This is a genomic window from Synechococcus sp. Cruz-7E5 (genome assembly GCF_024345995.1).
In the GTDB taxonomy this organism is placed as follows: Bacteria; Cyanobacteriota; Cyanobacteriia; order PCC-6307; family Cyanobiaceae; genus Regnicoccus_A.
The window spans coordinates 20604-39297 of record NZ_JAGQCE010000002.1; the positions used below are offsets into that span (position 1 = coordinate 20604).

General features: G+C 66.6%; 19 protein-coding genes. 15 read left to right on the forward strand and 4 right to left on the reverse strand.

Annotation, left to right across the window (positions count from 1 at the left end):
- Positions 1–57: 57 nt before the first annotated feature.
- From KBY77_RS02785 to KBY77_RS02800, 4 genes are all read left to right on the forward strand, one after another.
- Positions 58–801 carry a sulfite exporter TauE/SafE family protein gene (locus tag KBY77_RS02785; RefSeq protein ID WP_255102090.1) on the forward strand — a complete coding sequence of 248 codons (744 nt, stop codon included), beginning with the start codon at positions 58–60 and terminating at the stop codon, positions 799–801.
- 64 nt (positions 802–865) lie between these two features.
- On the forward strand, positions 866–1480 hold the full coding sequence (locus tag KBY77_RS02790) for a triacylglycerol lipase (protein WP_255102091.1): 615 nt from the start codon (positions 866–868) through the stop codon (positions 1478–1480).
- Between the two features lie 80 nt (positions 1481–1560).
- Entirely contained in the window at positions 1561–2634 is a 1074-nt protein-coding gene (locus KBY77_RS02795) for a glycosyltransferase family 2 protein (RefSeq protein WP_255102092.1), read from the forward strand.
- On the forward strand, positions 2634–3134 hold the full coding sequence (locus tag KBY77_RS02800) for a hypothetical protein (RefSeq protein ID WP_255102093.1): 501 nt from the start codon (positions 2634–2636) through the stop codon (positions 3132–3134). The genes KBY77_RS02795 and KBY77_RS02800 overlap by 1 nt, the downstream gene beginning before the upstream one ends.
- A 29-nt stretch (positions 3135–3163) precedes the next feature.
- Here the strand turns inward: KBY77_RS02800 and KBY77_RS02805 are convergent, their stop codons facing one another.
- Entirely contained in the window at positions 3164–5356 is a 2193-nt protein-coding gene (locus tag KBY77_RS02805) for a beta-glucosidase (RefSeq protein WP_255102094.1), read from the reverse strand.
- Between the two features lie 141 nt (positions 5357–5497).
- Positions 5498–9529, reverse strand: coding sequence for a magnesium chelatase subunit H (locus KBY77_RS02810; protein WP_255102095.1), 4032 nt, complete (start codon positions 9527–9529; stop codon positions 5498–5500).
- Between the two features lie 142 nt (positions 9530–9671).
- Between KBY77_RS02810 and dapB the strand changes: the two genes are divergently transcribed.
- The 5 genes from dapB to KBY77_RS02835 all read left to right on the forward strand — a co-directional run bounded on the left by dapB (position 9672) and on the right by KBY77_RS02835 (position 13147).
- On the forward strand, positions 9672–10529 hold the full coding sequence (dapB, locus tag KBY77_RS02815; protein ID WP_255102096.1) for a 4-hydroxy-tetrahydrodipicolinate reductase: 858 nt from the start codon (positions 9672–9674) through the stop codon (positions 10527–10529).
- A 4-nt stretch (positions 10530–10533) separates the two neighbouring features.
- On the forward strand, positions 10534–11178 hold the full coding sequence (locus KBY77_RS02820; RefSeq protein WP_255102097.1) for a hypothetical protein: 645 nt from the start codon (positions 10534–10536) through the stop codon (positions 11176–11178).
- 101 nt (positions 11179–11279) lie between these two features.
- Positions 11280–11564, forward strand: a complete 285-nt coding sequence (locus tag KBY77_RS02825; protein WP_255094373.1) for a high light inducible protein — start codon at positions 11280–11282, stop codon at positions 11562–11564.
- A 140-nt stretch (positions 11565–11704) separates the two neighbouring features.
- Positions 11705–12886, forward strand: a complete 1182-nt coding sequence (locus tag KBY77_RS02830) for an FAD-dependent monooxygenase (protein WP_255102098.1) — start codon at positions 11705–11707, stop codon at positions 12884–12886.
- Between the two features lie 48 nt (positions 12887–12934).
- Positions 12935–13147 (forward strand): DUF2949 domain-containing protein, encoded by a 213-nt coding sequence (locus KBY77_RS02835; protein ID WP_094554236.1) that lies wholly within the window; start codon positions 12935–12937, stop codon positions 13145–13147.
- A 16-nt stretch (positions 13148–13163) separates the two neighbouring features.
- Here KBY77_RS02835 and KBY77_RS02840 read toward each other — a convergent pair whose 3' ends face one another.
- Positions 13164–13721, reverse strand: a complete 558-nt coding sequence (locus KBY77_RS02840; protein ID WP_255102099.1) for an adenine phosphoribosyltransferase — start codon at positions 13719–13721, stop codon at positions 13164–13166.
- 51 nt (positions 13722–13772) lie between these two features.
- On the opposite strand from KBY77_RS02840, the gene KBY77_RS02845 reads away from it, so the two are divergent.
- The 4 genes from KBY77_RS02845 (at position 13773) to KBY77_RS02860 (ending at position 15831) form a co-directional block, all read left to right on the forward strand.
- A complete protein-coding gene (locus KBY77_RS02845; protein ID WP_255102100.1) occupies positions 13773–14354 on the forward strand; it encodes a DUF3038 domain-containing protein in 582 nt (193 codons plus the stop codon).
- Positions 14351–14989: a DUF4335 domain-containing protein gene (locus KBY77_RS02850; protein WP_255102101.1), complete on the forward strand. Its 639-nt coding sequence runs from the start codon at positions 14351–14353 to the stop codon at positions 14987–14989. The genes KBY77_RS02845 and KBY77_RS02850 overlap by 4 nt, the downstream gene beginning before the upstream one ends.
- A 134-nt stretch (positions 14990–15123) precedes the next feature.
- Positions 15124–15366, forward strand: a complete 243-nt coding sequence (locus tag KBY77_RS02855; RefSeq protein WP_255102102.1) for a hypothetical protein — start codon at positions 15124–15126, stop codon at positions 15364–15366.
- Positions 15367–15378: 12 nt separating this feature from the next.
- Positions 15379–15831, forward strand: coding sequence for a hypothetical protein (locus tag KBY77_RS02860; protein ID WP_255102103.1), 453 nt, complete (start codon positions 15379–15381; stop codon positions 15829–15831).
- A gap of 2 nt (positions 15832–15833) precedes the next feature.
- On the opposite strand, the gene KBY77_RS02865 is transcribed toward KBY77_RS02860, so the two are convergent.
- Positions 15834–16343 carry an EF-hand domain-containing protein gene (locus tag KBY77_RS02865; protein WP_255102104.1) on the reverse strand — a complete coding sequence of 170 codons (510 nt, stop codon included), beginning with the start codon at positions 16341–16343 and terminating at the stop codon, positions 15834–15836.
- Between the two features lie 183 nt (positions 16344–16526).
- Here KBY77_RS02865 and KBY77_RS02870 point away from each other — a divergent pair, with 183 nt between their 5' ends.
- On the forward strand, positions 16527–17252 hold the full coding sequence (locus tag KBY77_RS02870) for a response regulator (RefSeq protein WP_255102105.1): 726 nt from the start codon (positions 16527–16529) through the stop codon (positions 17250–17252).
- A 3-nt stretch (positions 17253–17255) separates the two neighbouring features.
- Positions 17256–18620, forward strand: a complete 1365-nt coding sequence (locus tag KBY77_RS02875) for an ATP-binding protein (protein WP_255102106.1) — start codon at positions 17256–17258, stop codon at positions 18618–18620.
- Positions 18621–18694: the final 74 nt, after the last annotated feature.

Genomic DNA, 18694 nt, shown 5'->3' on the forward strand with positions numbered 1-18694 from the left:
AAGGGTGACCTGCGTTGAATCGTGGACCATGTTTGCAATCTGCAGCGTCCTCTGTCCATGAATACTGATCACATCCTGCTGTTGTGCATCGCCATCGGTGGAGTGGCGTTTTTGTACTCATCTGTCGGTCACGCAGGCGCTTCCGGCTATATCGCCATCTTGTCGCTGGCCGGGTTGTCGCCCAGTGCCATCAAGCCAACCGCGCTGATGCTCAACATTCTTGTGGCGACGATAGCCACATGGCAGTTCGCACGACGCGGCCACTTTTCATGGCCACTATTTTGGCCATTTGCTGTGTTGGCAGTGCCCATGGCGTTTCTTGGTGGCTACCTCAATATTCCGGTAACCGCATTCAGGCTAATAGTTGGAGTCGTGCTTGTTCTGTCGGCTGTAAGATTCATTGTTGGTCAAAGTGCTGATACGCCAAGCTCGCCACCGGCAATTGCCTGCGCAATTCCAATCGGTGCTTGCCTTGGATTGTTATCAGGGCTGACGGGCACGGGTGGCGGTATTTTCCTTACTCCTTTGCTACTTATGATGCGGTGGTCAACAGTCAAATCTGCTGCAGCCGTGTCTGCATTGTTTATCTTGCTGAATTCAGTGGCTGGTTTATTGGGCAATGTGAGCAGCACGAAAAACTTTCCGACTTTCACGATCCCTCTGGCGATTGTCGCTGTCGCGGCAGGTTTCGCTGGAGCCCATTTCGGCAGTCACCGATTTCCTCACACCACCATCAAGCGCATTCTCGCCGCTGTGTTGTTGATTGCTGGCGGGAAACTGCTCATGACTGCCCCGACGTGACGCTGACCAGGGCGGTCGGTCACCACGGCTCTCATTTGGAGCCGCCGCTGGTTTTAATTGGTTGGTGGTATCAGCACGTTCTCCGATTCCGAGTCCCCCCCTGGTTCTGGTTCATGGGCTGCTCGACAGCCCAGCGGTGTTCAACAGACTCAGGCGTGAGCTGGGAGAACGACGGCCCAATCTGCTGATCCCTGCCCTGCCCCTGCGCCTCGGCCTTACCCCGATCGAACAGGCTGCTGAGCTGCTCGGTGGCCACATCCGGGCGAGTCTGGGGCTGGAGGAGCCGATCGACCTGCTGGGCTTTTCGATCGGGGGCGTCATTGCCCGCACATGGATTCAGCTCATGGGTGGGCACCAGCGCACACGACGCTTCATCAGCGTCGGCAGTCCCCAGCAGGGCACACTCACGGCCCAGCCCTGGCCTGGGCGCGTCTTCAAGGGCATCGCTGGTCTGAAGTGGGGCAGCGGCCTGCTGGAGCGCCTGAACGGCAACCTCGACACCCTGCACCGGATTGAGTGCCACAGCTTCTATTCCGCCATTGATCTGGCCGTGCTGCCGGGATGGCGCGCCGTGCTGCCCATCGGCGCCCGCACGGAGCTGCCGGTGGCGACACACCCCCAGCTGTTGCGTGATCCGGCTGCCATCGGCCCGCTGACCAGGGAATTGCTCAGGCCGTGATCCCGTGCGCCTGAGGCTTCTTGCCCATAGCGTTGGTGGTTGGAGGACTTGTGCGCACAATGGGCTGGGTTGGCGTTTCCATGCTGGTGCGCTGGCTGCTGGGCTGGGTCCTGGGCCTGCGCCTACCCCTCCTCCCAGCCGCCTCACCTGTTGAACCGCCCACGGTGTCGGTGTTGATTCCCGCTCGCAACGAGGAGTCGACGCTTCCCCATCTGCTCGATGGTCTTGCCAGCCAGACCCTCAAGCCCCTGGAGGTGATCGTGGTGGATGACCACTCCAGTGATCGCACGGCCGCCATCGCCGCTGAGCCCCGGGCTGGCCTGCCGGTGGCCGTGCTCGCCTCGCTGCCATTGCCGGAGGGGTGGTGCGGCAAGACCTGGGCGCTGCACAACGGTGTGCTGGCCAGCCGCGGTGAGCTGTTGGTGTTTCTCGATGCCGACACCGAACCCGGTCCTGACTTCCTGGAGTGCCTGGTGGCGGCGCACCAGCAGCTCGGTGGACTGGTTTCGGTGCAGCCCTACCACCGCACGGAGAAGCCCTACGAACAGCTCTCGCTGCTGTTCAACATGGTGGGGCTGATGGCCGTGCCCCTGGGGCCCGGTTGCGGAGTGGCCTTCGGGCCGGCGCTGGCCACCAGCCGCGCCGACTATGACCGCAGCGGCGGTCACGCAGCCGTTGCCGGCAAGGTGGTGGAGGACTGGTTCCTTGCCCATGCCTACGAACGGGCCGATCTGCCTGTGAGCGCTTTTCTCGGCTTCGGCCGGATCGCTTACCGCATGTACCCGGGCGGACTGCGCGACATGGTGGTGGGGTTCAACAAAAATTTTGCCACCGCTGCCGGTGAGGTGCGCTGGAGCTGGATGCTGGCCGTGCTGCTCTGGCTCTCCGGCCTGTTCTGGGCCGCCTGGTGCCTGCCGGCCTCGCTGCTGGGCTGGCCGCTGGTGGGTGATCGCGCCGTGCTCAGCAATGCGCTGGTCTATGGGGCCTATGCGCTCCAGCTGCTGGTGATCACCCGCCCCGTGGGTCGCTTCGCCTGGATCAACCTGCTTTTTCCCATTCCGGTGCTGTTCTTTCTCGGGGTGTTTCTGCTGGCGATCCTCAACCTCGAGCGCGGCAAGGTGCAGTGGAAGGGACGCACATTCAGCACCCGCTGATGGCCAACTCCGTTGGTCTGGGTGCGGTGGCAGCCTCGGCGAGTCTGTGGCTGCTCTGGTCGCTTCTGGTCGGGGCGCTTGCCAATCAGCTGCCTGAGCGGCTGCTGGCCTGGCGCGATGGCGAGCGGCCCGACCACGGCGGTGAGGCCTGCTTGCGGATCTACGAACGCTGGCTGGGCATCAGGGTCTGGAAGCGCTGGATTCCCGACGGCGGCCATGCCTTGCCGGGGGGGATCCGCAAGGCCAGCCTGGCCCGTCGCGACCCTTTGGCCCTGCGACGGCTGAGCCTGGAGACCCGTCGGGCGGAGCTGGTGCACTGGGCGCTCTGGCCCGCCTGGATGGTCACGGCCCTGTGGTTGCCGCCGGCTGGCGTGCTGATCAACCTGGTTTTCGCGACCCTGTTCAACCTGCCCTGCGTGCTGCTGCAGCGCTACAACCGTCTGCGCCTAGGAGAGACGCTGAGGCAGCTCTCCAGCAGGCGCCCTGAGCTGGGCCGCTGAGCACTTGCGCTGAGAGTGGACCTCACCCGTCAGCTGCCCACACGCGCCGCCTCCATCTCCAGCGCAACCGCCAGGCCGACATCCTCCACGTGCCTGGCCACCACCAGCCTGTGCGTGCCGGCTTCGGTCACGAAGCCATCCTGGGCTGGATCGAACCTGGCGAGGCTGCGCAGGGGGACCGCCAGCGTGATGCGCCTCGCTTCCCCGGCGGCCAGGTGCAGGCGCTGGAACGCCACCAGGGTTCGAGCCGGTCGCTCCAGCCCCCGGGCTGGGGGTTCCAGATAAAGCTGCACCACGTCGGCCGCCTCCATCCCGCCGGTGTTGGTGATCGTGACGCTCGTCTGCAGGTGATCCATCCGGCCATCAGCGCGCTGGAACTCGGCCGTCAGCTCGGAAGCCGTGAACTGGCTGTAGGAGAGCCCGAAGCCGAACGGAAACGCCGCGGCATGGCCTTCACGCTGGAGGCGCCGGTAGCCATGCCAGAAGTCGTATACGACGCGTCGAGCTCGGGGTTCGAAGGGCGGCAGGTGGCAGGCCTGAGTCGGCATGGAGAAGGGCAGGCGGCCGGAAGGTGACACCCGACCGAGCAGCACATCAGCCAGGGCAGCACCCCCTTGCTCTCCGGGATACCAGAGCAGCAGCAGGCCCGGAACCAGCTGCCGCCAGTCCTCGATCAGCATGGCGCCACCGCCCATCAGCACCACCACGGTGCGTGGATTGGCGCTGGCGACCTGGCGGATCAGGGCCACCTGATCCGCGGGCAGGTTCAGGTCGGTGCGATCACCGGCGGCAAAGTCGCCGCCCTGCCGGGCTGAGGCGTAGCTGGTGATCCAGGCGAGCAGGTGGGCCAGGGGTCGCCAGAACGGCATCAGCCTGCGCCGCCCCACCAGGCGCAGCATCCATTCGGGTGGAGGAATCAGGCGCAGGATCGGGGCGATATCTCCCGGATGGATGTGCTCCCCTTCCTGGCGCCAGTCCAGGCCGGCCACCACCACAGCGGCGTCGCAGCGGGCCGCCAGCGCGGCCGCTGCCAGGGGGCTGCTGCCGCTGGCCTGCTCGATACGCAGGTCGGGAGCCGCGGCCCGCAGCCCATCCAGCGGTGTCACCACCGATCCCGGCAGAGGCCGGGTGTCCGAGGATCCTCGATCCCCCAGGTTCGCGATCGACGCCAGCCGGCCGATCACCGCCAGGGAGCTCAGGCCTTCGAAGGGCAGCACCTGCCCCTCGTTGCGCAGCAGCACAATCGAGCTGGTGGCCGCCTCGCGGGCCAGGGCACGGTGCGTCTCGCAGGAGCGAAGCGACGCCGGATAAACTCCTGGGGGCATTTTCAGCTGCACCTGCAGCAGTCGCAGCACGGCCTCGTCGATGCAACCCATCGGCACCCGGCCGTCGGCTACGGCCTCCGGCAGGCAGCCTGCGAACACCATCCGGAATGGCATTTCCAGGTCCTGGCCCGCCAGTACGGCGGCGACGCCATCACGCACGCCGAAGATGAAGTCGCTGACCACGAAGCCGCGGAATCCCCAGCGCTGCTTGAGGATCCGTCGCAGCAGCTGCGGGTGCTGGCCGCACCAGTGGCCGTTGACCTGGTTGTAGGCGCTCATCAGCGAACCGGCGCCGGCTTCCACGCAGTCACGGAAGTGGGGGAGATAGAGCTCATGCAGCACCCGCTCGCTGACCTGCACGTCGACCAGGAACCGGGAGCTGTCGATCGAGTTGAGCGCGAAATGCTTGACGCAGGCCACGGCATGGCGTTCCAACCCACGGGTCATGGCGGCTCCCATGGCGCCCACATGCACCGGGTCCTCCCCATAGGTCTCCTGGGCCCTGCCCCAGCCGGGGTGGCGCAGGAGGTTGATGCAGACTCCGGCCACCCAGTTGGCGCCGAAGGATCGGGCTTCACGAGCGATGGCCTCGCCGATGCGCTGCTCCAGGTCTGGATCCCAGCAGGCCCCCCGGGCCATCGGCACGGGGAATGTGGTGGCTCCACCCTCGAGCACCACGCCGCGGGGGCCGTCGACGAACTGAAGGCCCGCCAGGCCAAGACGGGGCACCTGCGCCGCCGGCCAGGGATGGCGGTGGGAGGCCTGATGGAGGGCGATGTCCACCATGCCGGACCAGAACGGGGTGTCACCGTCGAGCAGCTCCAGCTTCTCGGCCGTGGTGAGCTCGGCCAGCAGCTCCAGAGCCTTCTCCTGGCTCGAGCATCCGCGCTCGTGCATGGTCACCCCTTCAACGGAAGGACCCTCTCAGGATCGCAACGCTTGGGCCAATGGCAGCAGATCCATCGGCCCCAGGACGTCCAGAGCTATCCCAGCATCAACCCGTCTGGCATCACGCATCACGCCCGACAGGTTCGGTGATCAGCTGGATTCAGCAGTGGTGACCCCTTCAATACGATCTTCGATCTCCTGGTAGATCTCCTGCAGCTGGGCGATGTTCTCATCGCTGGTGTCCCAGTAGCCGCGGCCGTTCACTTCCAGCAGGGTGCCCACGATGCGGCGGAAGCTGTGGGGGTTGAGCTCCATCAGCCGTTTGCGCATCTCGGGATCGTTGATGAAGGTGTCATTGGCCTCCTCATACACGAAGTTATCCACCGCGCCGCTGGTGGCGCTCCAGCCCAGGGTGAAGTTGAGCCGTTTGGCCACCTCACGCACCCCCTCGTAGCCGGAATTGAGCATGCCCTCGTACCACTTGGGATTGAGCAGCTTGGTGCGGGAGTCCAGCCGGATCGTTTCGCTCAGCGAGCGCACCTGAGCATTGGCGGTGGTGGTGTCGGCGATGTAGCTGGTCGGGGCCTTGCCGTCATCGCGCAGGCCGGCAATCAGCTTGGTGGGATCGGAATCGAAATAGTGGCTCACATCGGTGAGCGAAATCTCAGCCGAATCCAGGTTCTGGAAGGTCACATCGGCGGTTTTCATCGCCGATTCGAACACCTCACGGTTCTGGTTCATCTCACCGGGGTTGTCAGCGTTGAAGGCGAAGGTCTTGCGCGACAGGTACATCTCCTGCAGGTCGCCCTCCTCCTCCCAGGTGCTGTTCTCCACCGCCAGGTTCACGTTCGAGCTGTAGCTGCCGCTGGCATTGGAGAACACCCTGGTGGCGGCCTCGCGCAGGCTGATGCCCTGTGCCGCCGCCTGCTCCTGGGAGTGCTTGCGCACGAAGTTCAGCTCCAGAGGCTCCTCGGCCTCAGCCGCCATCTTCACGCCCTGGTCGATCAGGCCCATCTGGTTGATGAACAGATCGCGGAACACACCGGAGCAGTTCACCACCACGTCGATGCGAGGACGGCCCAGCTCCTCCAGGGAAATCAGCTCCAGCTTGTTGACCCGCCCGAGCGAATCGGGCACGGGGCGGACACCGATGAACCAGAGAATCTGGGCAAGCGATTCGCCGTAGGTCTTGATGTTGTCGGTGCCCCAGAGCACGCAGGCGATCGTTTCCGGCCAGGTGCCCTGCTCGGCCTTCTGACGCTCGATCAACCGATCCACCACCACCTTGGCCGCGGCGATGGCGGCGCGGGTGGGGATCGCCTGGGGGTCGAGGGCGTGGATGTTCTTGCCGCTGGGCAGCACACCCGGGTTGCGGATCGGATCGCCACCGGGGCCGGGAATCACGTATTCGCCATCAAGTGCCCGCAGCAGGCTCTCCATCTCCATGTCGGCGCAGATCTGCTCCAGGCAGAAGCGCAGGTAGCCGAACAGTTTGTCGAGCTCGGTGGGCTCCACCGCGGCGAAGCCCGAGGCACGGCAGGAACTCAGCCACGGGCTGGGCCGCTCGTAGCCGAAGCGCTCCAGCAGAGCGAAGAACCAGCCGAAGCGGCCCTTGAGATCCACCCGACCATCGCTGCCCGTGACCGCGCGCACCATCGAGGCCACGGCGGCGCGGCAGGCCTCGGTGATCCGTTGGTTCAGTTCCACATCGACCAGCACCCCGGCGTCGTTGCCGCGATACACCTCATCGATCGTGCGGCCCAGGCTTTCGGCCAGCAGAGCCGGCAGGCTGCGGTACCCCTCTTCCTCCCTCTCCAGGGCGGCGATGTTCACCAGGGTGGCAATCGCCTCTTCGGCGGTGGGCGGCTTGCCGATCGTGTGCAGGCCGCAGGGCAGCAGCCGGCTCTCGATCTCCATCAGCTGGCTGTAGAGAGCACCCACCACCCCGTCACGGCCGTCTAGGTCGAGTTCGCTCGCGTCCACCTCCGGCAGGGTCACATCCTTGTCGAGGTTGCACTGGCGGGCAGTTTCCACGATCGCGTTGACGATCTGCACACCCCGGCTGCTCTCACGCAGCTGCTGGTATGAGCCCACCAGTTCGCCCAGTTCCTTGAGTCCCTTGTATAGACCGGCATTTTCGGCAGGTGGTGTGAGGTAACTGATCGTGGCGGCATAACCCCGCCGCTTGGCGATCGTGGCCTCAGAGGGATTGTTGGCCGCGTAGTAATAGAGGTTCGGCAGGGCGCCGATCAGGGAATCGGGATAGCAGGTGTCACTCATGCCCATCTGCTTGCCAGGCATGAACTCCAGCGAGCCGTGGGTGCCGAAATGCAGCACCGCGTCGGCACCCCACACCTTCTCCAGATAGGTGTAATAGGCGGCGAAGCCGTGGTGGGGGCTGGCGCTGCGGGAATAGAGCAGCCGCATCGGATCCCCTTCGTAACCGAAGGTGGGCTGCACCCCCACGAATACGTTGCCGAAGTGACGGCCGTAGATCAGCAGGTTGGTGCCATCACTGTTGAGGCTGCCGGGAGGCTTGCCCCAGTTCTCCTCCAGCCGCTCGGAATAGGGGGTCAGGCGTTCATACTCCTCCACGCTCATGCGGTGGGCGATCGCGAGCTCCGGTGCCCCCTGGAGCGCCTCCGGGTCGTTGATCACCGCCTCCATCAACGCCTTGGAATCCCGCGGCAGGTTCTGGACGTCATAGCCCTTGCGCTTCATCTCCTCCAGCACCCGGTGGATCGAGCCGAACACATCCAGGTAGGCGGCGGTGCCCACATTGCCCTTGTCGGGCGGGAAGCTGAACACCGTGATCGCCAGCTTCTTCTCGAAGCGGGGTTTGGTGCGCAGAGAGGCCCAGCGGATCACCCGCTCGGCGATCGCCTCCACCCGGTCCTGCAGGGTGTGGGCCTTGCCGGTGGCGTCGTCGCGGCCGCTGAGCACGATCGGCTCGATGGCGCCATCAAGCTCGGGAATGGCGATCTGCAGCGCCACCTGCACCGGGTGCAGACCCAGGTCGCTCTCCTCCCATTCCTGGGTTGTCTGGAACACCAGCGGCAGGGCCACCATGTAGGGCCGGTTCAGCTTCGAAAGCGCTTCGATGGCGCGGGGATGGTCCTGGCGGGCCGGACCACCGATCAAGGCAAAGCCGGTGAGGCTCACAACCCCATCCACGATCGGTTGGTCGGGGTCAAGCGGGTCGTAGAAGAAGGCCTTCACGGGCTTGGAGAAATCAAGCCCGCCGCAGAACACCGGGATCACCGTGGCGCCGCGGTATTCCAGTTCCTGGATCACCGCCACGTAGTGGGCCTCATCGCCGGTGACGATGTGGCTGCGCTGCAGCACCAGGCCAATCACCGGACCGCTTCTGGCCTTCGCGCTGAGGTCGGTGCGGCTGGCGCTCCAGTTCAGATATTCCTTGAGGTCCTCGAACATCCCAGGAGCCATGGGGTGCCACAGGCCCAGATCCGGGAACACCACAGGTTCGGCCACCTGCAGTTCGGGCCGGCCGCTGTCGCCACGGGGGAACACGTATTTGTCGGCCAGCATCAACAGGAAGTTGCGCAGGTTGTCCGGCGTTCCGCCCAACCAATACTGGAAGCTGAGCATGAACGAGCGCGCATCCTGCGCCTTCTCGACCGGCAGGTACTTGAGAACCGTGGGCAGTGTGTTGAGCAGTTTCAACATGGCGTCCTGGAAGCCGGCGCCATTGGCTTCCTTCCGCTTCTTCATGAAGCTGGCGATGGCGCTCTTGCTCTGGCCCAGCTGGGCCATGGAAAACGTGCCGAGCTTGTTGAGCCTCATCACCTCCGGCATGGAGGGGAACACCACGGCGGCCTTGAGCCGGTCCCGGTGGGGTGCCACCGCCTCCACCACTTTCTGGGCCAGGTCTTCGATGAAGATCAGCGAGGCGATGAACACATCGGCTTCGGCAACATCGGCGCAGAAGGCGGCGTAATTCTCCGGATCGCGCAACTCCTCGATCAGGTAGCCGCTCAGATCCACCGCCAAGGCCGGGTTGGTGGCGTTGAGGCTGGTGGCCGCCTGTGTCAGGGCGTTCTGGTACTGGGGCTCGAGCACCACGTACACCGCACGCATCACGTCCCGACCCTCACTGCCGGCGGGAGCCTCGCCGTTGCCAGGGGTGACCCGGCGGTTGGCGGAGCGTACCTGCGTGAACATCGGCGCTGGGTTTGAGCAATGTGAAGGAGCCTACGAAACCTGCTCCAGCCGCGCGACTTTGCGCCCCAAGGCGTTACAGGAGCGTGTGCGGGGCCGGAATCGCCGCCATAGGCTCCCCCAAAGTCGCGATCACGCCCGGCCCATGCCCCCCACCGATGCGCTCCCTGCTTCGATCCCGGTGGTGGTGGCCGGTGCCCTTGGCCGGATGGGGGCTGAAGTGGTCAAAGCCGTCACGGCTGCAGGGGATTGCCGCCTGCTTGGCGCGATCGACACCACCCCCGGCAAGGAGGGGGCGGACGTGGGGCTGGAGCTGGGACTGGGGGAACTGGAGGTGGCGATCACCGCAGACTTCGAGGGCTGCCTCTGCCAGGCCAGCCAGGCGGTGCGGAGTGATGGCCCAGGAGCTGGCGCGGTGCTGGTCGACTTCACCCATCCCTCGGTGGTCCACGAGCACACCCGTGCTGCGATCGCCTACGGCGTCCATCCGGTGATCGGCACCACAGGCCTGAGCCCCAAGCAACTGGGTGAGCTGGCGGTCTTTGCCGAGAAGGCCGGCATCGGCGGTGCCGTGATTCCCAACTTCTCGGTGGGCATGGTGCTGCTGCAGCAGGCCGCCGCGGCCGCCGCCCGCTTCTACGACTTCGCCGAGCTCACCGAACTCCATCACAACCGCAAGGCCGATGCTCCCAGCGGCACCTGCCTCAAGACAGCCGAGCTGATCGAGGAGCTGGGCAAGACGTTCAATCAGCCCCAGGTGGAGGAGCACGAAACGCTGGCGGGCTGTCGCGGTGGTCAGCGGGAGAGTGGTCTGCGGCTGCATTCGCTGCGGCTGCCCGGGCTGGTGGCCCACCAGGAGGTGATGTTCGGCGCCCCAGGGGAGACCTACACCCTGCGGCACGACACGATCGAACGCTCCGCCTACATGCCCGGCGTGCTGCTGACCCTGCGCCGGGTGCGCCAGCTCCAGGGTCTGGTGTACGGGCTCGAGCGCCTGATCTGAAGCGATGCTGATCCCCCTCAAGCCAGGTGAGCTGCAGCGCCTGATTCCGGCGGTGGCCACCGGACCCCAGTTCAGTTTCTGCAGCGGCAATCCCCAGAAGATCCTGCAGCGGGTGCTGATCTCGGTGATCGGCGGGGTTATCTCGCTGCTGATCGCCCAGAGCCAGTTCTCCTATCGCTTCGGCTCGGTCTGGCTGGTGGCGGGCTTTGTCCTGCTGCTCTACGTGCTCTGGGGCCCGATCCTGGAGGCCGGACGACGAAACGCCACCCTGCGGCGCTACCCGCGGGCGGCGATCTATGAGGCGCGGGTGGGTGATCTGTTCACCAAGGAGCTGGTGGAGCAACGCAAGGAGCAGGCGGATCAGCGCGGCCGTCTGGAGCTGGTGGAGAACCGCCGCACCTGGCTGTCGCTGGAGCTGGAAGACGACGACGGCTACCTGGGCTCAGTGCGCTTCCCGATGGACAAGAAGCATCAGACGATCCGCCGCGGCATGGTCATTCGCGGACTGGTGCTGAGCGAAAGACCTGATTTTTCCCGGATCGATGCCATGAGCGACGCCTGGATCCCGCAGCTGAAGGTCTGGGTGGGTGAGTACCCCTACCTGCTGCGGCCGGCATTCGAGGAGCTCTGCCTGCGACGCCTGCGCTGAAGCGGCTCGCAACCGGGCGCGCCCCTGGAGCTGCTTCCTTCAGCGGACGTTTACGTTCCGCAACAATGTGTTACATTGAATTCATCAACCGAGGAAACCCCATGGCCCAAGCCACCGCCACCGCCCCCAGTTCGGCTCCTGTCAACGCCAGCGAGCGCGCCACCATCCGCGGCGCCACCGTCACCACCGAAGACGGTGGTCGCCTCAATGCCTTCGCCACCGAGCCACGCATGGAAGTGGTGAGCGCCGAGAGCGGCTGGGGCTTCCACGAGCGCGCCGAGAAGCTGAACGGCCGCATGGCGATGCTCGGCTTCATCGCCCTGCTGGCCACCGAATTCGCCCTGGGTGGCGAGGCCTTCACCCGCGGCCTGCTCGGCATCGGCTGAGCCCTTTCTTCGCATTCCCCTTCTGGCCGCAGCAGAATTTCTGTTGCGGCTTTTTTGTGGCCGCCGCTGAGCCCATGAGCGCCCTTGCCCCGGCCCCTGTGCTGGCCTCGCCTCGTCCTCTGATTTCTGAGTGGTCGACCATGCCTCGGGCCCGCGTGCTCGGCGGGGGACCCACCGGTGCCCTGACGGCCCTGGCCCTGGCCCAGGCGGGCTGGCGGGTGCAGCTCACTGATCCGCTCAGCGGCGCTCAGCTGCAGGACCGCCGTCGCGCTTATGCCCTCAGCCACTCCAGTCGCCTGTTTCTGCAACGCCTGGGGCTCTGGCAGCAGCTGGCTGAGCTGGCGATTCCATTCCGCTCGCTGCGGCTGTGTGATCTGGAGGCGGGGCGAGCGATCGGTTTCGGCCCGGCCGAGGTGGGCTTCGGCGCCGCCAGCCCCGAGGAGGCGGGTGCCGTGGGCTGGATCCTGCAGCATCAGCCGCTGATGCGATCTCTGCTCGAACGACTCGAGGATCACCCCGCCATCAGACTCAGGCTGGGGGAGGCCGAATCCCGTGGGGCGCCATCCCCTGAGTCCGACAGTCCCGGTCCGCCTGATCTGGTGGTTGCTGCCGATGGCAGCGCCTCGCCAACCCGGGAGTCGGCAGGGATCAGGCGCTGGCGTCTGCCCTATGGCCAGGGCTGCCTCACCGCCCAGGTGCGCCTGCGCAGCCCGGCCCCCGATCAGGCCTGGGAGCTGTTTCGTCGCGAGGGTCCCTTCGCCGTGCTCCCCCTCGGCGACGGCACGGCCCAGCTGGTCTGGAGTGCTCCTGCCGGGCGCCTGCGACAGCTGGAAGCGCTTGATCCAGTGGCCTTCCTCGATGCCCTCGCCGCCACGCTTCCGGACAGCCTGCAGCCCGAGGCCCTGCTCGAGCGGCCACGGGCCTTCCCTGTGGCTCTCGAGCTCGCCCGCCGCTTCCACCGCGGCTCGCTGGCGCTGGTGGGGGAGGCGGCCCATCGCTGCCATCCGGTGGGCGGCCAGGGGATGAATCTCTGCTGGCGGGATGTGGAAGAACTGCAGCGTCAGGCCCTGCGGGCGGCCGCTGGACATCTGTCGCCTGCCGCGGTGGCCGCAGCCTATGGGCGCCGCCGCTGGCCTGATGTGCTGCTCACCCTGCTGAGCACCGACCTGCTGGTGCGGATCTTCTCCAACCGGCAGCCGCTGCTGCTGAGGGGCCGCCGCCTGGCTCTCGGCCTGATGGGCCGCTCCAGCGCTTTGAGGCACCTCAGCCTCAAGGCCATGACTCTGGGTCCTTGCCGGCTTGCGGCTCGCTGGTCAGAGTGAGGACAGCCCGGCTTCGGCCCCATTGAGTCTGAGCATTCCAGTGATCCGATGGTGATCAGCACCTCGCCCCAGCCGATTCCCTCCTCCGCCCTGGTGCGTTATCTGCGCCATGAGCAGGGTCTGAGCGAGAGCGCCCTGGCGCTGGGGATTCGCCAGGCCGATCAGGAGCAGGCTCCCTTGCCGGTGATCCTCTGGCGCTTCGGGCTGATCAGCCTGGATCAGTTCGATCAGGTGCTGGCCTGGCAGGACCAGCAGACCTGATCGTCGACAACCAAGCTCAGGCGTAGATGATCAGGGATTCCACCGGGTGCTCCCCCGGCAGGCGTGCCCGTCCCCCCAGGCCCGCCAGCTCCGCCACGAAGCCATAGCCGCAGAGGTCGCCGCCGGCTTCGAGCACCAGCTGGGCACAGGCCGCAGCGGTTCCGCCGGTGGCCAGCAGGTCGTCGACGATCAATACCCGCGGGCCGCCTGAGAGAGCATCGTGCTGGATCTCCAGGCGGTCGTGGCCGTATTCCAGGGCGTACTCCACCGCATGCACCTGGCCGGGCAGCTTGCCGGGCTTGCGCACCGGCACGAAGCCGATTTCCACGGCCGTGGCCAGGGCCGTTCCCACGATGAAGCCCCGTGATTCGATACCCACGATCAGATCGGGGCGCAGCTCTTCGCAGAGTCCGGATAGCTGGCGTACCACTTCCTTCCAGCCGCGTGGGTCGCGCATCAGCGGGGTCAGGTCGCGGAAGAGGATGCCGGGCTTGGGGAAATCGGGCACATCCCTGACCAGCTCCCGCAGATCAATGGGCTCGCCCAACTCGGGGGATGCGGTGCTCAGGGCCATGAAAGAGCGATCGGGTGACGGATCGGCGCAGGCGCTGGCATCATCGCAGCCATGGCCGACGTCACGATCACCGCTCCTAACGCGGAAGCTGCTGTGGAGCAGCCCCCGCCGCCACGGCCTTCTGCCCGCCTCAGTCGCCGAGGACTCGAGCGGCTCGACCTGATGCTGCTCAGCGTCGAAGCCCTTGATCTCAACGGCGGCGAAGCCATGGTCTGGATGGCAAACCAGCTCGGCTTCGGCTCCCTTTTCCCCAATCGTGTGGAGCTGTGGAAGCGGCGCTGCTACAACCCACTGAGGCTGGCCTGCCGGCGGGGCGTGCTCAGCGAAGCTGAAACCGATGCCCTGATCAGCCTGCTCTGTGCCATGGCCGATCGGCTCTATCCGATGTTGCGCCAACTGCTCTCGGCCTCCGAGCCTGAACCGGTCACCCAGCAGCGCTGGCAGCTGTTCCGCACCCGGCTCGATGAGCTGGTGCGCGAGCGCCTCAATCCCCGTCGGGGCGGTGTGCAGAAGTTGCTGGATCACCAGGAGGGTCCCCGTCTGCAGCGGCAGTTGGTGCAGGGTCTGGCCTTCGGCTCCGGCCGGGGTGGCTTCGATCGTCTCAAGGCCAGCCTGATGGATGCCGCGGCATGAAACTCAGTTATCGCTTCGAGCAGACCAGCTGCCGTCTGCGCATCGACGGACTCCCTGATCTGTCCGCCGGTCATGGCCCTGAGGTGATCGGCATCCTCTCGGCCTGGGAGCTAGATCTGGCCGGTCATCCCACTCTGGAGGGCAAACGCGATCACCTCCAGGCCCTGCTGGCCGCGGTGCTGCCCTACGCCCGTCACCTGGTGAGTTCCGTGCCGCGGCCGATGGGGGGGGCGACGGATCCGGTGCAGATGGAGCCGATCTCCTCCACGAGGGCTGGCCTGCGCAACCGCCCGGCCCACCGCCTGCGCCTGCACAGCAGCCAGCCAGACACCCAGCCCCTGGAGCTCAGCTTCGACGACGCCGAGCTGGCGGACCTGGTGCGCTGTCTAGATCAGCTCCGGCTCGATCCTCGCGTTCAGCTGGGGTTCAGCCTGCCTCCCGATCGCCCCCTCCAGCGCCGCGAAATCCTGGAGCGTGTGCCCCTGCGCCAGCGCCTGGCCCCCCCTGTCGCCGGTCTGGCCGCCCTGGCGATCACCGCTGCCCTGGGCCTGATGGTGCCTCTGCCGCGCCCCACGGCCACACCGGCTGCCAGCCCCGCAGCGACGCCGACATCTCCCCTCACCCCTCCCCGCTAGGTGACTGCCCCATTGACGATCGAGAACCTGTGGCCACACTCAATGGGAGAGTCCCCTGGTGTTGATTCGGTTGGCATTGATTCGGTTGCCGATGATCCTGCGCTCCATGGTCCCGCTGCGATGACGACGAAGCCATGACCACCAGCTGGTCTGAACTGCGCCGACGGGTGAATCGGCTGGGGGCCTCCCTGGATGTGGTGGTGCGCAGTGATCCCGAGGTCTGTGGCCTCAGCGGCAAGGATTTTCACCTCTCGCTCCACCACGGCGGCCAGGGGGATTGCACTGTGGCGGGTCTCAGCCTGGTGGATTGCCCCAATGAACTGGTGCTGCTGGAGTTCGAGCGTTGGATGCGCGGCGCGGGCTACAGCCTCGATTGAGAAGCCGCCTCAATGAAGACTCACCTGCCCGATCCTGGCCGCAAGAACCCGTTGCCTCGCAAGGTGTTCTCGCGCCAGCGGCGGGGTGCATCGGCCTGGCGGGAGGGAGGCCTGGCTCTGCTGAACGGGGCGGCGGGAACGGGGCTGCTGCTGCTGATGATGCAGATCCCCGACCGCCTGGATTCGCTGTTGGTGATCAGCAAGGTGATCAGCGCCCTGATCCGGGGGCTGAGCCAGATCGGCATGGGTCTGATCAGCCTGCTGGTGGGCCTGCTCCAGACTTTTGGCGTGCTGCTGCTGCTGGGGCTGGCGATAGCCGCACTGCTGTTGCTGATCAACGGGGTGTTCCGCCTGCTGCGTCTGGCCATGCCGGGGCTGGGCGGAGTTATGGCGTTGCCTGCGGGTCTGGCTCGACTCGTCTGGTCGGTGGTGCGCATCCGGCCGCCGGATCGCCCCGAGCGTTGAGTTCAGGGCCGGGGCGCCAGCGACCGCCGCGACTCCCACAACTCCTGCAGGCTGATGAAGCCATTGCTGTCCAGGTCGATCTTGGAGAACCGCCGGTTCAGCCAGGGAAAGGAACGTGCCTCCTGGCGGCTGAGCTGGCCGTCGCCGTTGCGGTCGGCCTGGGTGAACACCGCGTGCAACCTCACCCCCAGGAGGGCCGGCTGACGGGGGGCCAGGTCGGTGGGCAGCAGGTAGCCCCGGCCCCGCTGATCCAGCCGCTCAAAATTGGTTTCCAGGTAGGGCTGGCCCCGGATTTCCTGGGGCGACAGCCTGCCGTCGCCATTGCGGTCCAGCCGCTCGAACCAGGCCTGCATCCGCTGGTGGTACAACTGCAGCGAGCGGGCGTCCTGGGCGATCCCCGGTCCAGCCTGGCTGAGCAGCAGGGAGGCCAGCAGCAGCACCAGCCGCAGCGGATTGCTGCTGCTGCACTCAGCCAGGTCGGGCCTCGTTCTGGAGCTGGTGGGCGACGCCATGGCGATCACCTTATGGAGGCCCGCGGGCCAGGACAGCCCCTGCGGCGGCGGCTGCAGGGACCAAGACATGACCGGACCTGTCTACTGAGCCAGGCAGTCACCTTTGGCAAGGCGCCCCGTGGGGGTGGCCCCTGGGCGCGGTGGGTTCCGCTCCATACAGTCAGACCAGCTGCGGCCCCCGCCTTGAGCCGAACCCACACGATCTGGGTCGTCGATGACGACCCCGAATTACGCCAGTTGTTGGGTACATACCTCACCGACCAGGGCTATGAGGTGCGCTGTCTCACCGACGGCCGCCAGCTGATGGCCCGGCTGGAGTTCCAGCGTCCCGATCTGGTGGTGCTCGATCTGATGCTGCCTGGTGACGATGGCCTCACCCTGCTGCGACGCCTGCGCGACGCCAGCGACGATCTGCCCGTCGTGATGCTCACGGCCCGCGGCGAGGCCGTTGACCGGATCATCGGCCTGGAGCAGGGCGCCGATGACTACCTGGCCAAGCCGTTCCTGCCCCGGGAGCTGATGGCCCGCATCGAAGCGGTGCTGCGCCGCCGCGGCTCCCTGCCGGCCGGCACCCCCCTCGCCGATGGCGAGCTGGTGCAGTTCGGCGACAACGTGCTGGATCTCTCCGCCCGCACCCTGGAGCGGCAGAATCAGCCCGTGACGATCACCAGCGGCGAATTCAGCCTGCTGGCCGCCTTCGTGCAGCATCCGCACCGACCCCTTTCGCGGGAGCGGCTGATCGAGCTGGCCCGGGGTCCCGCCAGCGACACCGACACCCGCAGCATGGACGTGCAGGTGTCGCGGGTGAGGCGGCTGGTGGAGCCCGATCCGAGCCGGCCGCGCTACCTCCAGACGGTCTGGGGCTACGGCTACGTCTTCGTGCCCGACGGCCAGCCCCGCAACCGCTGAGCCATGGCCCCCGTGATGCGCCCAGCTGCCCTGTCGTTGCGTCTGGGGGTGTTTTTTCTGGGGGGATGGGCCCTCAGCCTGGTGCTGCTTCAGGTCCTGCTCGGTACCCGGATCGGCCAGGCCCAGATCGCCCAGATGGCTCCCCAGGTGGCCCTGAACCTGAGGCTCTCGGAGCTGGCGCTGGAGCGCTTCCCGCCGGCCACGGTCTCCCAGCTCAGCGGGCTGCAGCTGGGGGTGGGACAGCCACCGCGACGTCCCCGCAGCTGGGGCCTGCTCAGCCAGGGGGATGATGTTCGCCTGGAGCGGCAGGCCGACCAGCTCCAGCTGGAGCTCTGCCGCAGTCTGCCCCGCTGCCCTGAGGTGGTACCGAACCATGGTGCGGCCCGTGGTGTCTGGATCGAGCTGGCCTCACCCCTGGAGCCGGTCTGGCTCTATGCCTCCATCCGGCCCCGTTTCGGCTGGCCACCCGACCCGCTGCTGGTCACCCTCTCGCTGGCCAGCGGCAGTTTGATGGCGGGGGCCCTGTTCCTGCTGCTGGAGGTGCAGCGGCCGCTGCGGCAGCTGGAGAGAGCCCTGGCGCGGGTGGGCCTCGAGGCCCAGCCGGAGCCGATGCCCCAGCGGGGCGCTCCCGAAGTGCGCCGCCTGGCTCAGCGCTTCAACGCAATGCTCCTGCGCCTGGAGGAGAGTGAGCGGGAGCGAGCGACGATGCTTGCGGGGATCGCCCACGACCTCAAGACTCCGCTCACGCGCCTGCGGCTGCGCCTGTCGCTGCTGGGGGATGCCTCCGCCAGCGCACGGGCCGGTGCCGATCTCGATGACCTCGAGCGGATCACCGGTCAGTTCCTGCTCTTCGCCGGCGGCGGGGGAGGGGAAACAGCGGTGAACGTGCCCCTCGCGGAGCTGCTGGCGGAGCTGGCCGCCCGTTACGACGGCCAGCCGGTGGAGCTGGATCTGGCCCCGGTCACTGCCACGGTTCAGCCGATCGCCCTGGGTCGAGCCGTGGCCAACCTGATCGACAATGCCCTCAGCTACGGGCAGCCGCCGGTGAGGCTGGTGCTGCGTGCCTGGCAGGACGACGGTTTCGAGCTGCAGGTGTGGGATCAGGGGGAGGGCATCGCTGAGGATCAGCGCTCCCAGGCGCTGATGCCCTTCCAGCGCCTTGACGAGGCTCGCAGCGGCCACGGCCACTGCGGCCTGGGTCTGGCAATCGCCCAGCGGGTGGCCCGCACCCATGGCGGTGAATTGCGGCTGGGGGGTGAGCCCCTGGTGGATCTCTCGCCCCAGGAGGCTCCCGGCACGTTCTGCGTCAGCCTGTGCGGCCATTCCCTGGTCGCTGGACGTGTCAGGGCCTCAACAATCTGTCCTTAACCCACAGCCTGTTCAAGAGGATGCCTCTAGACAAGGGGCATCGTTGGGGGTTCGGAGCTGAGTTTGATGGCTAA